12 protein-coding genes are annotated in these 14,072 nt (G+C 70.0%); 7 read left to right on the plus strand and 5 right to left on the minus strand.

The genetic code is table 11. The annotated features are described in order from the left end of the window. Window positions 1-2: 2 nt before the first annotated feature. From AB0H84_RS20210 to AB0H84_RS20225, 4 genes are read right to left on the minus strand one after another with little or no spacing between them, the layout of a single operon-like run. Window positions 3-848, minus strand: coding sequence for a TatD family hydrolase (locus tag AB0H84_RS20210; RefSeq protein WP_357605916.1), 846 nt, complete (start codon window positions 846-848; stop codon window positions 3-5). Next, entirely contained in the window at window positions 849-1,355 is a 507-nt protein-coding gene (locus AB0H84_RS20215; RefSeq protein WP_357605919.1) for an EboA domain-containing protein, read from the minus strand. Further along, a complete protein-coding gene (locus AB0H84_RS20220) occupies window positions 1,300-2,166 on the minus strand; it encodes a sugar phosphate isomerase/epimerase family protein (RefSeq protein ID WP_357605922.1) in 867 nt (288 codons plus the stop codon). Before AB0H84_RS20220 ends, AB0H84_RS20215 begins: the two co-directional genes overlap by 56 nt. After that, a complete protein-coding gene (locus tag AB0H84_RS20225; protein WP_357606563.1) occupies window positions 2,163-3,008 on the minus strand; it encodes an SCO3242 family prenyltransferase in 846 nt (281 codons plus the stop codon). Before AB0H84_RS20225 ends, AB0H84_RS20220 begins: the two co-directional genes overlap by 4 nt. Before the next feature lie 380 nt (window positions 3,009-3,388). On the opposite strand from AB0H84_RS20225, the gene AB0H84_RS20230 reads away from it, so the two are divergent. From AB0H84_RS20230 to AB0H84_RS20255, 6 genes are all read left to right on the plus strand, one after another. Next, complete coding sequence (locus AB0H84_RS20230; RefSeq protein WP_357606566.1) at window positions 3,389-4,885, plus strand: sugar ABC transporter ATP-binding protein; 1,497 nt, start codon at window positions 3,389-3,391, stop codon at window positions 4,883-4,885. 1 nt (window position 4,886) lies between these two features. Then, window positions 4,887-5,900 (plus strand): ABC transporter permease, encoded by a 1,014-nt coding sequence (locus tag AB0H84_RS20235; RefSeq protein ID WP_357605925.1) that lies wholly within the window; start codon window positions 4,887-4,889, stop codon window positions 5,898-5,900. A gap of 10 nt (window positions 5,901-5,910) precedes the next feature. After that, window positions 5,911-6,861 (plus strand): ABC transporter permease, encoded by a 951-nt coding sequence (locus AB0H84_RS20240; RefSeq protein WP_357605928.1) that lies wholly within the window; start codon window positions 5,911-5,913, stop codon window positions 6,859-6,861. Continuing rightward, window positions 6,848-8,044, plus strand: coding sequence for an ABC transporter substrate-binding protein (locus tag AB0H84_RS20245; RefSeq protein ID WP_357605931.1), 1,197 nt, complete (start codon window positions 6,848-6,850; stop codon window positions 8,042-8,044). Before AB0H84_RS20240 ends, AB0H84_RS20245 begins: the two co-directional genes overlap by 14 nt. Before the next feature lie 39 nt (window positions 8,045-8,083). Next, entirely contained in the window at window positions 8,084-8,917 is an 834-nt protein-coding gene (locus AB0H84_RS20250) for a sugar phosphate isomerase/epimerase family protein (RefSeq protein WP_357605935.1), read from the plus strand. Between the two features lie 287 nt (window positions 8,918-9,204). Beyond that, complete coding sequence (locus AB0H84_RS20255) at window positions 9,205-12,678, plus strand: ThuA domain-containing protein (RefSeq protein WP_357605938.1); 3,474 nt, start codon at window positions 9,205-9,207, stop codon at window positions 12,676-12,678. 287 nt (window positions 12,679-12,965) lie between these two features. Here AB0H84_RS20255 and AB0H84_RS20260 read toward each other — a convergent pair whose 3' ends face one another. Then, a complete protein-coding gene (locus AB0H84_RS20260; RefSeq protein ID WP_357605941.1) occupies window positions 12,966-13,415 on the minus strand; it encodes an SPW repeat protein in 450 nt (149 codons plus the stop codon). A 154-nt stretch (window positions 13,416-13,569) separates the two neighbouring features. Between AB0H84_RS20260 and AB0H84_RS20265 the strand changes: the two genes are divergently transcribed. Next, window positions 13,570-14,028, plus strand: a complete 459-nt coding sequence (locus AB0H84_RS20265; RefSeq protein ID WP_357605944.1) for a MarR family transcriptional regulator — start codon at window positions 13,570-13,572, stop codon at window positions 14,026-14,028. The last annotated feature ends 44 nt before the right edge of the window (window positions 14,029-14,072 follow it).

A 14,072-nucleotide genomic window follows, 5' to 3' on the forward strand; every position in this document is an offset into this window, starting at 1 on the left:
GGTCAGCCCCGCTTGATCGTGTTGCCGGCGTAGTCGGGGCCGGCTTCCGAGCCGGTCTCGAGGTCGAGGCGGCCGCTCTGGCCGTAGAACGCGACCGGGTTGCGCCACAGCACCTGATCCACGTCGTCCGCGTCGAAGCCGGCCGCGAGCATGGCGTCGGCCACCTCGCGCGTCTTGAGCGGGTCGCTCCGTCCCCAGTCGGCGGCCGAGTTCACCAGCATCCTTTCGGTGCCGTACTCGCTGAGCAGGGCCACCATCCGGTCCGGGTCCATCTTGGTGTCGGGGTAGATGGAGAACCCCATCCAGCAGCCCGAGTCCGCGACCATGCCGACGGTCATCTCGTTGAGGTGGTCGATGAGCACCCGCCCGGGGGGTAGCCCGGCGGCCCGGACCACGTCGAGCGTCCGGCGGGTGCCCGCGGCCTTGTCCCGGTGCGGAGTGTGCACGAGCACCGGAAGGTCATTCTCCTGCGCCAGGGCGAGCTGGGCCTCGAAGACCCGCTCCTCCGCCGCCGTCATCGAGTCGTAGCCGACCTCGCCGACCGCGACGACGGACTCCTTCAGCAGGTACCGCGGCAACTCGGACAGCACCCCCGCGCACCGGGGATCGTTCGCCTCCTTCGGGTTGAGCGCGAGCGCGCAGTGGTGGTGGATGCCGTACTGCGCGGCGCGGTACGGCTCCCAGCCGAGCAGCGCGTCGAAGTAGTCGAGGAAGCTGCCCACGTTGGTACGGGGCTGACCCAGCCAGAAGGCGGGTTCGACGACGGCCCGGACCCCCGCGGCGTGCATACGCTGGTAGTCGTCGGTGGTCCGGGAGGTCATGTGGACGTGGGGGTCGAAGATACGCATTCAGCACCTCTCCAGGACGTCGCGCGGGACGGGCCGGCCTGCCGCCCGTAGCTCCGCCGCGTAGTCCGACAGCATCCGGGCCAGTTCGGCGTCGAAGCGGCGGTCCAGCTCGGCCACCGCCGCCAGCGGGATCGACATGAAGACGCACTTGAGCACCCCTTGCCGGAAGGAGTGGTCGTCCAGCCACGCCGAGCCGTACGGGCCGAGGGCCGCGGCGACCAGCCGCGCGTCATTGGTGCGCAGCGCGTCCTCCACCAGCCCGACCGCCGCCCCGTCCAGGTCGAGCTCATGCAGGGCGGTCAGGATCGCCAGCCGCTCGCCGCTGTCGCCCGCCTCGTACAGGCCCCGGATCACCGCGTGGTGGCCGCGCGCCGCGACGAGCAGCGCGCGCCGGGCGCCGGGGCCGCCCCGCCGTTCGGCCTGCGGGAAGAGCCGGTGGATCGCGTACGGGTCAGCCTCGATCTGCCGGATGGCCTGTGCCAGCCACTCCTGTGCCGGCTCCGTCATGTGCCCTCCTCAAGAAGTCGATCGAGCGGCGGGCGACCTGCGGAGCCGCATGGCTGTGCCCGGACAGCTCCACGGCCACCAGGCCCGGGTAGCCGTGCAGGGCCGCGAGCACCGGCGCGAAGTCGATCTCACCTTCGCCGAATTCCAGGTGCTCGTGGACTCCCCGGCGCATGTCCTCGATCTGCACGTGCACGGTGTACGGCAGCGCCCGGCGGACGCAGCTCTCCAGGTCCGCCCGCTCCACGCAGTAGCAGTGCCCGATGTCGAGGGTGAGACCGAACCGGGGATGGCCGCCGAGCATCGCACGCAGCCGCTCGAACCCGTCCAGATCGGCGACGAGCATCCCGGGTTCGGTTTCGAATCCCAGCGTGACGCCCAGTTGGTCGGCCTGGTCGAGCAGCCGCGCGCACTGGCCGGCCAGTCGCGTGTACGCCTCCGCCTCCGGCATGCCGTCGGGCCGGGCCCCGCTCCACAGATGCACCACGGGAGCGCCCAGGTCGGCGGCGACCCGCATCGCGGTGATCAGGAAGTCCACCCTGCGCTCGGCGTCGTCGCTGATGAGGGTGGGATGGTGGTCGCGCCGGGGATCGAGGGTGTAACGCCCGCCCGTCTCGACGACGGCGTCGAGGCCGAGGCGTTCGAGGAGTCCGGCGATTCGCGACACCTCCGCGGCCAGGCCGGGGGAGTGGGGATCGAGATGACCGTGGTCGAGCGTTATGGCCGCACCGGTGTACCCCAGCTCGGCCAGGACCGCGAGCGCTTCGGGGAGCCGGTGGCCGGCGAAGCCGTTGGTGCAGTAGGCCCACTTCACGATGTCGCCAGCCGGGACGAGAGCCACCTTCCCAGGGGCAGCGAACAGAGCAGCGCGCCCGCCGTCGCGAACCGCCCGCCACCGGCCACCGCCGCCGCCTGGAGCGGGATCAGGGCGAGGATGCTCAGGCGGACGGCCTGCCGGACGTTCTCGGGATCGGGCCGGGCCCGTAAGCCGGCCTGGACCGGGAGGGTGGAGGCGAGATAGCCGGCGATGAGGGCGTACGATCCGGCCCTGGCGGCGGCTCCGCCCCGCACGCAGGAGAGTGCCGCGAGCCCGGCCGCCGCGGTGCTCGCCACGAGCGCGCGCTCGGCGGTCCCGTGTGCCGCCCCCGTCACCTCGGCCCGGCCCAGGACGCTGATCCCGTAGGTGTGCGCGCCTATCGCGAGCGCCGCCGGCACAGCGGCCCTGGCCTGCTCGCCGGCGCCCAGGAGCACGTCCAGCACGCGGCAGGCCGCCATCGACGCCGGTCCCGCCGCCGTCCGTTTGAGGCCCAGGTCGTAGGCCCACACCGCGCCGGCCAGCAGGCCGGCGACGGAGAGACCGCGACGGCCGCCGGCGACGGCGGCGGTGGCCAGGCCCGCGCCGGTCAACACGGCTGCGAGCCCGAGCGCGGCGCCCGGGCGGACCCGGCCTGACGGGATCGGGCGTTCAGGACGCTCGACGGCGTCCGCCTCACGGTCCGCCCAGTCGTTGAGCGCCATTCCCGACCAGTACATGAGCACCGACGCCACGGCCAGGCCGGCTGCCGGACGCCGTCCCGCGGCGGCGGCTCCTGCCATGGTGTCCCCCGGCACCGACAGTGCGGCCGGCGCGCGGACCAGCTCGAGCAGCGCCCTCATAGCCACACACCGAGCTTGTCCATGAAAGCTCCATCGTGTCGGGACTACCCCCGCATGCGAAGGCATCCGGTATGTAAGTATTCGCGATGTTAAGAGCTATTTTCGGCGATGGTCAAGCATAAGTAGGCTAATTTCTGTCGTATCATCCGCCGATTACGGCCATCCCCGCCGGATCCATCGCCTCGGGTACCTACGCGTGCTCGAGCGCCATCTGACGAACGGGGCGCGGGGGTTATGTCGTTTCGGTGCAAGCTTTTGCTTGACCATCGACATAAGCCCGCTTAGCATCCCGCAGCATGAGGGATAAGCGCGGCAAATCGCCATCCCTCCAGGCTCGCTCTCATGGTGCGGAAGCGGGGGAGGTGGACCGAGTGCTGAGCATGCGGGGCATCGGCAAGAGCTTTCTGGGCGTACGGGTGCTGTCCCACGTGGACCTGGACGTGACGGCCGGCGAGGTCCACGCCGTCGTCGGCGAGAACGGCGCCGGCAAATCCACCCTGATGAAGATCATCTGTGGGGTGCACGCGCCGGACGAGGGCACGATCGAGATCGACGGCCGGCCCGTCTCCTTCGGCCATCCGCTCGAGGCGCGGCGCTCGGGCATCGCGATCATCTACCAGGAGTTCAACCTGCTGCCCGAGCGCACCGTCGCCGAGAACGTCTTCCTCGGGCGCGAGCCCGTCAGGCGCGGGCTGGTGGACCGGGCCGCCATGGAGGAGGCGACCGCGCGCCTCCTCGACGAGCTGGGCGAGGACCCCTTCGGCCCGCGCGACGCGGTCAAGCGCCTGTCGGTGGCCCAGCAGCAGATCGTCGAGATCGTCAAGGCGCTGTCGCTGAACGCCCGGCTCGTCGTCATGGACGAGCCCAGCGCGGCGCTCGCCGAGCACGAGGTCGAACTGCTCTACCGGCTGATCGGGCGGCTGAGGGAACGCGGCGTCGCCGTCGTGTACATCTCCCACCGATTACGCGAGGTGTTCGACCTCGCCGACCGGGTCACCGTGCTCAAGGACGGCTCGCGCGTCACCACGCTCCCGATCGGCGAGGTGACGCCCGACGAGCTGATCCGCCTGATGGTGGGGCGCGACCTCGGCACCTACTTCCCGCCCCGCTCCGCGGGCGCCGGAGAGGTACGGCTCAGCCTGCGCGGAGCGGGCAACCACAAGCTCCACGACATCGATCTGGAGCTGCGTGCCGGGGAGATCGTCGGCATCGCGGGCCTGCAGGGATCCGGCAGATCCGAACTCGCCAGAGCGATCTTCGGCGCCGAGCCGTTCACCACGGGTGAGATGACCCCGTCGCGCCCGCGCTCGGTCCGTGAAGGCGTGGCCATGGGCATCGGGCTGGTGACCGAGGACCGCAAGGCCGAAGGGCTCGCCCTGCGCCAGTCCGTGCGCGACAACGCCCTGCTCGTGGCCCGCGCGGTGGGGGCCAAGCGCCGTGACGGTGCCGGCGCGGTGGGCGCCAGGGGCCGCGACGGCGCCGGCGCGGGAGGCGCCAGGGGCCGCGACCGCCTCCGCGACCTGCTCGAACGGGTACGCCTCTCGCCTCCGCGCCAGGAACAGGAGGTCCGCTACCTGTCCGGAGGCAACCAGCAGAAGGTCGTGCTCGCCAAATGGCTGACGATGGCGCCACGGGTGCTGCTGTTCGACGAACCGACCCGGGGCGTCGACGTCGGGGCCAAGGCCGCGATCCACGACCTGATGCGTGAACTGGCGAATGACGGCATGGCCATCATGATGATCTCCTCCGAGCTGCCCGAGCTCATCGGCATGAGCGATCGCGTCGTCGTCCTGCGGGACGGCCGCATCGCGGGCACGCTGCCGGCCGGAGCCTCCGAGGAGGCCGTCATGCGCCTGGCCGCGGGAGGGGTGGCCTGAAATGAACCTGCCCGTACGCGTGCGCCGTCCCGCCCGCCGCGGCGAGGCGTACGGCGGCCTGTCAGCGCGGTTGCGCGAACCCACGCAGGTGGTCTTCCTCGCGCTGCTCGGCCTGGTCGCGGTCGGCTGGGTCCTCGTCGCGCTCGACGGCGAGCAGTTCCTCACCCTGGAGAGCGTCGTCGGGATCCAGCAGCGCTCGGCGGCCCTCGGCATCGTGGCGGTCGGGCAGACGCTGGCGATCCTGGCCGGGTCGCTGGACCTGTCCGTGGCGTACCTGATCAGCCTGGTCTCGCTGGTCGCGGCGGAGATCATGGCGGGCCAGGACGGGAACATCGTGCCGGCGGTGGCCGCGGCGCTGGCCGTCAGCGCGCTGGTGGGGCTGGTCAACGGGCTGGTCATCACCAGGCTCCGGGTCCATGCCTTCATCGCCACGCTCGGCGTCGCCCTGATCATCAAGGGCATCGTCGACCACCTGTACGACGGCCCGGCGGGCAAGGTGCCCGAGTCGTTCCAGCTCCTCGGCTACTCCCGCATCGGGCCGATTCCCGTCTCCGCCGTGCTCTGGGCGGGCGTGGCCGTCGTGGCCTGGTTCCTGCTGAGCAGGACCCGGCTGGGCTACCGGGTCTACGCGGTGGGCGGGAACGAGGAGGTCGCCCGGCTGTCGGGGATCCGTACGGGCCGGGTCATCGTGATCACCCACGTGCTCTGCTCGCTCTGCGCCGGCATCGCGGGCCTGCTGCTGGCCGGCAGGCTCGGGGCGGGCGCGCCCACGGTGGGCACCGACGGCGGCTACGACCTGGAGTCCATCGCCGCGGTCGTGCTCGGCGGGACCGCACTGGCCGGCGGCAAGGGCGGGGTAGCCGGAACCGTGGGCGGCGTCCTGCTGCTGGCCGTCCTGGACACCATCTTCAACCAGCTCGAAGTCAACTCCTTTGTCAAGGACGTGGTCCGCGGCGTGGTCATCGTCATCGCGGTGGCCGTCTACGCCCGGCGCGGAACAGGGCGGTCACAATGAGGTGGGCGGCATGAAGCGGGCACTTCCCATCTTCGCGGTCCTCGTGGTGCTGCTCGCCGCGATCGCGGTCGTCAACCCCTTCTTCCTGGAGCCCGCCGGGTTCCTGGCGTTCCTCAAACGGGCCGCGCCGCTGGTGATCCTGGCCGCGGGACAGTATTTCGTCATCGTCTCCGGCGAGTTCGACCTGTCGGTCGGCTCGCTGGTGACGGCCGAAGTGGTGATCGCCGCGCGGCTCATCGACGGCGACGAGTCCGCCACCTGGCCGGTCCTCGCCCTGCTGATCGTCGTCGGGCTGCTCGTCGGGCTGGTCAACGGCGTGGTCACCACCAAGCTGCGGGTGCCCTCGTTCATCGTGACGCTCGGCATGCTGCTCGTCCTCAGCGGGGCGGTCTTCCTCTGGACCGGCGGCGCGCCGCGTGGCGCGCTGTCGGAGGGCTTCCGGATGTTCGGCCGCGGCGGTCTCGGGCCGCTGCCGTGGTCGGTGCTGATCCTGCTGGCCGTGGGCGCGGTGGCGATCTGGCTGATGCGCGCCGACTTCGGCAGGACCCTCATCGCCACCGGTGACAACGAGCGTGCCGCGGCACTGTCCGGGGTCCGGGTCGACCGGGCCAAGATCTTCGCCTTTATGCTCTCCGGCCTGGCCTCCGCCGTCGCGGCGATCCTGCTCGGCGGCTTCGCCGGGGTCTCGGCGCAGGTCGGCCAGGGGCTGGAGTTCTCCGCCATCACCGCGGTCGTCCTCGGCGGCGTGGTGCTCGGCGGCGGCCGCGGCTCCGTGCCGGCCGCCATGGCCGGGGCCTTCACGCTGGAGGCGCTGTTCACCCTGCTCAACCTGTACGGCATCTCGGGGGCGCTGGAGTTCACCGTGCAGGGCGTCATCATCATCGCCGCGGTCGCGGCGGGAGCCATCCGACTTCCCCGGAAGTTCACCCCCCGAAGAGGAGACGCACATGCCGCGTCATAAGGCCGCAGTCGCCGTGTTCGCCGCGCTCGCCCTTGCCGGCTGCACCACCGACAAACCGACGGCCGCCACCGGGCCCGCGGCGCCTGCCACCAGCGCTCAGGGTTCGGGCACCGGCACGCAGTCGAAGTTCTTCGTGCAGGCGGACTTCGACGCCCAGCTGGCCATGCGCTCCCAGACGCCGCAGGGCCCCGCGGACAAGCCCTGGGAGCAGGCCATCGCCCCGAAGATGACCGACACGGCGAAGTACAAGAAGAACGGGCCGTACCACCTGTGCTTCTCCAACGCGGCGGTCGACAACCCCTGGCGCCAGGTCGGGTGGAAGACGATGCAGGCCGAGGTCGGCCTGCACAAGGAGATCGCGAAATTCACCGCCCTGGACGCCGAGGGCAAGGACGACAAGCAGATCTCCGACATCGCCGAGTTGCAGGCCAAGGGGTGCGACGCGCTGATCGTCTCACCGAACACCACGGCCACGCTCACCCCCGCCGTGACGGCCGCCTGCGGGAAGGTGCCCGTTATCGTGTTCGACCGGGGCGTGCAGACGGACTGCCCGGTGACGTTCATCAAGCCCATCGGCGGCTACGCCTTCGGCGCCGACGCCGCCGAGTTCCTGGTCGAGAAGGTGCCGGCGGGCGGGAAGGTGCTGGCGCTGCGCATCCTGCCCGGCGTGGACGTGCTGGAGACCCGCTGGTCGGCGGCGAAGGTGGTCTTCGACAAGAGCCAGCTCAAGGTGGTGGGGGTGGAGTTCACCGACGGCGACGCCGCCAAGACCAAGAGCATCGTCAGCGACTACATCCAGCGGTACGGCAAGATCGACGGCGTCTGGATGGACTCGGGCGCCACGGCGGTGGCGGCGATCGAGGCGTTCGAGGACGCGGGCGTGCCGGTGCCGCCGATCAACGGCGAGGACCAGCAGGACTTCCTGCAGAAGTGGAAGGATGCCAAGCTCACCGCCGTCGCGCCCACGTACCCGACCTACCAGTGGCGCACCCCGATCATCGCCGCGCTGAAGATCCTCAAGGGCGAGGAGGTGCCCAAGATGTGGAACCTGCCGCAGCCGAAGGTCACCAGCGAGAACCTGTCCACCTATCTCAAGCCCAACATGCCGCCGCTGCACTACGCGCTGTGCGGTTGCGAGAATCTGCCCGGGTTCCCGGAGGCCTGGGGCGGGAAGAAGAGCTGATCGGCCCCTTCCGCGGACCGACGACGAAGAGGGGACGCCATGTTCTCGATCGGAGTGAACACCTGGGTCTGGGTCTCCCCGCTGACCGACGACGACCTGGCGCGGCTCGCGCCCCGCATCGCCGGGTGGGGCTTCGACGTCATCGAACTGCCCGTCGAGCAGCCCGGCGACTGGAACCCGGACAAGGCCGCGGCGGTGCTGGCCGAGCAGGGGCTGGCGGCGTCCGTGGTGCTGGTCATGCCACCGGGCCGCGAGCTCGTGGCCGCCTCACCGGAAACCGTCCGCGACACCCAGGACTATCTGCGGCACTGCGTCGACGTGGCGGTGAGCGTCGGCTCCCCGGTGATCGGGGGACCGGCGTACGCCTCGGTCGGCCGTACGTGGCGGCTGTCACCGGACGAGCGCCGGGGGATCTACGCCGAGCTGCGTGAGTCGCTGCGGCCCGTCCTGGACCATGCGGCCGAGCGCGGGGTGAAGCTCGCGGTCGAGCCGCTCAACCGGTATGAGACCAGCCTCGTCAACACCGTCGAGCAGGCGCTGGAGGCGCTGCCCGAGGACTGCCACCTGGCACTCGACATCTACCACATGAACATCGAGGAGAAGGACCCCGCCCAGGCGGTGCGGGCCGCGGGGGACCGGATCGCGCACGTGCAGGTGTGCGGCACCGATCGCGGCACGCCGGGGGCCGACCGCTTCGACTGGCCCGGCTTCACCCGGGCCCTGCACGACGTCGGCTATCGCGGGCCGCTCGTCATCGAGTCCTTCACCGCGCACAACCAGACCATCGCCACCGCGGCCTCCATCTGGCGGCCCCTCGCGGAGAGCCAGGACGCGCTCGCCGTGGACGGCCTCGCCTACCTGCGCACCCTGTGAAAGTTTCAGACTTATCGAGCGGTATGAGGAAAGGCAGCGAGAGTTTCGCCTGGTGGAAGAGCCAAGCCGATCCGGGGTTCGCTGGATAAGCATGCTTCTTGACACCTTAGTTTTACCCGACCTACTTTCGTTCCGAATCGATTCGATATCTGGCCCCTGGCCAGGCCTCGCCGCCCGGGTCGATGGGCGGGCCACGTGCTGAAGACGACCGGCATCGGCGGAGACGACGCAGGCCTTCCTCATCCTTCAACTCCGACCGTCGCCGGTAACCCCCCAGGAGATCCTTCATGCGAACGTCACGCCTGTTATCCGCCCTTTTTGCAGCCTTATTAGGGCTGTGGCTGTCCGCGGTGCCGCTTGCGGCCCACGCGGCCGCTCCGCAGTTCAAGGTGCTGCTGTTCAGCAAGACCGCGAGCGGCGCCTACCGGCACGACTCCATCCCCGCCGGTATCGCGATGTTCCAGCAGCTGGCGGCCGACAACAACTTCCAGCTCGACCAGAGCGAGGACTCCGCCGTCTTCACGAGCGCGACCCTGAACACGTACGACGCGGTGATCATGCTCCAGACCAGCGGCATGGTGTGGGACAACGACGCCCAGCGTCAGGCCTTCCAGGCGTACGTGCGCGCCGGCCACGGCGTCGTCGCGATCCACAACGCGACCGACATGAACATCGAGTCGCAGTTCCCCTGGTGGGACCAGGTCGCCCTGGCCGGCGCGCACATGACCGCGCATTCATCGATCCTGCAGGGCACCGCCAAGGTGGCCGACAAGGTGCACCCCTCCACGAAGGGGCTGCCGGATCGCTGGGTGCGCACGGAGGAGTGGTACAACTTCGACAAGAACATGCGCGGCTCGGTGCACGTCCTGGTGACCGCGGACGAGACCACCTATGACGCGGGGCCGAACAAGATGGGCGCCGACCACCCGATCTCCTGGTGCCACAACCCGGAGGGCGGCCGGGTGTGGGCCACCGCGATGGGCCACCAGGCGTCCGCCTATTCGGAGCCGCTCTTCAAGCAGCACCTGCTGGGCGGGGTGAAGTGGGCGGCGGGCGCGGCTGCGGGCGACTGCGGCGGCACGGTCGGGGCCCGGTTCCAGAAGGTGACCCTCGACGGCGCACCGGACCAGCCGATGGAGCTGGACGTGGCCGCCGACGGCCGGGTCTTCTACATCTCGCGCTCGGGCAAGGTGAACCTGATCCCGGCCAACGGCGGCGGCACGCGCGTCATCGCCACCCTGTCGGTGTACGACGGCGGCGAGGACGGCGGCATCGGACTGGCCCTGGACCCGAACTTCGCCACCAACGGCTGGATCTACGTCAACTATTCGCCGTCCAACGGCGGTGAGGTGAACCGGGTGTCGCGGTTCACCTTCAACGGCACCAGCCTCGACCTGGCGAGCGAGAAGAAGATCATCGAGGTGCCGGCGTACCGCAACGTCGACGAGCCCGGACACACCGGCGGCTACCTCGCGTTCGGGCCGGGCGGGAACCTGTACATCGGCCCGGGTGACGACACCAACCCCAACGGGTCCAGCGGCTACGCCCCGATCGACGAGCGGCCGGGCCGGGAGCACTTCGACGCCCAGCGCTCCGCGGCCAACACCAACGACCTGCGCGGCAAGATCCTGCGCATCCACCCCGAGCCCGACGGCACCTACACGGTTCCGTCCGGCAACCTGTTCGCGCCCGGCACCGCCAAGACGCGGCCGGAGATCTACGCGATGGGCTTCCGCAACCCGTTCCGCTTCTCCGTCGACAAGGTGACGGGCTGGATCTCGGTGGGTGACTACGGCCCCGACGCGGGCGCCGCGAACTCCACCCGCGGACCTGAGGGCACCGTCGAGTGGAACCTGATCAAGCAGCCGGGCTACTACGGCTGGCCGTACTGCGTCGGAAACAACATCCCGTTCAACGACTTCAACTTCGCCACCAACACCTCCGGCGCGAAGTTCAACTGCTCGGCGCCGGTCAACGACTCGCCCAACAACACCGGCCTGACCAATCTGCCCGCGGCCAAGCCCGCGACCGTCTGGTACAACTACCACGCCTCGCCCGAGTTCCCCGAGATCGACTGCTGCGGCGGTGCCGCTCCGATGGGCGGCCCGTTCTACCACTACGACCCGGCCGGCTCCGACCGCAAGTTCCCCGAGTATTTCGACGGCACGCCGTTCTTCTACGAATGGAGCCGCAACTTCGTCAAGGAGTTCCGCCTGGACTCCTCGGGCAACCTGCTGAAGATCAACCCCTTTGTGGCACAGCTCGCCCCGCATGCGCCGGTCGACATGAAGTTCGGTCCGGACGGCGCCCTGTACATGGCCGACTGGGGCAACGGCTTCGGCCACACGAACACCGATGACAGCATCTACCGGGTCGACTATGTCGCCGGAAACCGCGCACCCCTGGCCAAGGCGAGCGCCAACCCTGACTCGGGCGCGGCGCCGCTGACGGTGGCGTTCTCCTCGGCCGGCTCGTCCGACCCCGACGGCGACGCGATCACCTACGCGTGGGACTTCGGCGACGGCGGGACCTCCACCAGCGCCAACCCGTCCCACACCTACAACGCCAACGGCACCTACACGGCCACGCTGACCGTACGGGACTCCGGCGGGAAGACGGGCAGCGTCACGTTGTCCATCGTCATCGGCAACACCAGACCCAAGGTCGCCTTCTCGGCTCCGCCCGACGGCGGGTTCATCAACTTCGGCGACCAGGTGGCGTACACGGTGAACGTCACCGACCCAGAGGACGGCACCGTCGACTGCGCCAAGGTCAACGTGATCACGGCGCTCGGGCATGACCAGCACGCCCACGACACCGGCCAGTACACCGGTTGCTCCGGCACGGTCACGACCACCGCCTCCGGCCACGACGAGGCCTCCAACGTCTACTACGTCCTGTCCGCCGACTACACCGACAAGGGCGGCCTGAAGGGCAGCGCCGGCATCACCCTGCAGCCCAAGCACAAGCAGGCCGAGCACTTCACCGGCTCGTCCGGAGTCCGGATCGTCGATGAGCCCGGAGCCGAAGGCGGCAGGCGCATCGGCGACATCTCCAACAACGACTGGATCTCCTTCACCCCGGTCAGCCTGTCGGGGATCGACTCGGTGTCCTTCCGGGTCTCGGCGCCGTCCAGCACCGGGGCGTCCATCGAGCTGCACGCCGACTCACCGACCGGGACGCTCATCGCCTCCAGCCCGGTGACGGCGACCGGGGGCTGGAACACGTACGCGTCCTTGCCCGCGGCGCAGGTCACCGACCCCGGTGGCACCCACAACGTCTACGTCGTGTTCAAGGCGCCGTCCGCGAACGCGTTCGACGTGGACTCGTTCACCTTCAACGGCAAGGGAGTCGGGCAGGGTGACGGCCAGCCTCCGGGCAGCACGAGCGCGCTGCGGGGCGTCGGGTCGAACCGGTGCCTCAACGGAGCCTCGTCGACGAACGGCACCCAGGTGCAGATCTACGACTGCAACGGGCAGACCGGCCAGCAGTGGACGTCGACTGCCGCGGGTGAGCTGCGGGTGTACGGCAACAAGTGCCTGGATGTGAACGGGGCCGGGACGGCGGACGGCACCGCCGTGATCCTCTGGGACTGCAACGGCCAGAACAACCAGAAGTGGCGACTCAACACTGACGGCAGCATCACCGCCGTCGGAGCGAACAAGTGCCTGGACGTCAACGGCGCAGGCACCGCCAACGGCACCAAGGTGCAGATCTGGACGTGCAACGGCCAGAACAACCAGAAGTGGACCCGCGTCTGATCCCCATGTGACGCCCGGACCCTGGAGCCGGCCCGCCCGTTGGCGGCCGGCTCCAGCGGCCCGCCCGACGGGCGAGGCGCACCGCGGAGAGGGCACGGCCGCCGGTCCGCTCCAGCATCACAAGGAGCAGGCCGCGGTCGGCCGTCCCAGGCTCGTCGCCTGGACCGATCGTACTGACGGAGCAGGGTCCGCCCGGCCCGGGCGGGCGGAAGCCGACACTGCCGGGAACGGCTTCCGCCCGTGGAGGGCGCCCCGCCGGGGAGCCGTGGAGGGCGCCGCTCCGGGAGTCAGCGTGGCCGGCTCGCCGAGCGGACCGGGCCGACCGGCGATCGGTTCATCCCGAACATCGCCCCGAGTCCGAGGAGCAAGATCACCGCGCCGGTGACCACGTTGCTCCAGATCGTCCCCGTGGTGGCCACGCTGCCACTGACGACCCAGGGAGCGATGATCGTCCACACGCCGATCAGCGGCGTGATCCAGACGATGCCGTGAGTGCGCTCCGATGCCGAGGCGAACCCGAGAGCCAGCATCGCCACCGCGATACCGACGATCAGGTTGTTCACGGCCAGGGTCGTGAAACCGTTGAACCCGACGACCCACGGAGAGATCGCGAGGTAGAGCCCGGCCAGGAACGTCAGACCGGTGACCGCCCTGAGCGTGGGCGCCTCCGCGGCGAGCTCGTATTTCGCCCGCAGTTCCATGAGATCGGGGTGCATCCCCATCGTCTCGCCAGCCATGTCTTCCACCACCTTCGCGCATGCACAGGCATGCGCACCTGAGGTTGTGAGGTCGGCGGCCGTGGATGGTGGCGGCCCCAGAACCGTACTCACTCGTCCGGCCGCCCGATTTGTACCACTTACTGTGATATTATCACATTAAGAGGTTTTTGGCATGGGGCGACTATCCGCACGGCTCACCGCGCGCGACTACGCGAACCTCCTCTCGTTCCGGGTCGGGCTGCGCCGTTTCCTGCGGTGGAGCGAAGAGCGGGCGGCCGAGGTGGGACTCACCTCCACCCAGCACCAGCTCCTGCTGGCCATCCGCGGGCATCCCGACGTGCGCGGGCCCACCATCGGAGAGGTCGCCGACTACCTGTGCACCCGGCATCACAGCGCCGTACAGCTGGTCGATCGCGTGGAGCGGCTCGGTCTGATCCGCCGCAACCGCGGAGGGGTCAGGGACCGCCGGGAGGTGCGCCTGACCCTGACCGAGGCGGGCCAGGCGAAGCTGGCCCTGCTGAGCGCCGCCCATCTGGAGGAGCTGCAGCGGATGGCGCCCATGATCGACACGCTGGTCGATTCGGCCGCGACGTCGGCGGCCGGATGCCATGCCGCCGGCTCGCTGCACTGAGCCGGGGCGCCAGGGCAGGGAACCGAAGAATCCGGCATACGCGA

The organism is Nonomuraea sp. NPDC050786, assembly GCF_040654115.1.
Taxonomy (GTDB): Bacteria; Actinomycetota; Actinomycetes; order Streptosporangiales; family Streptosporangiaceae; genus Nonomuraea.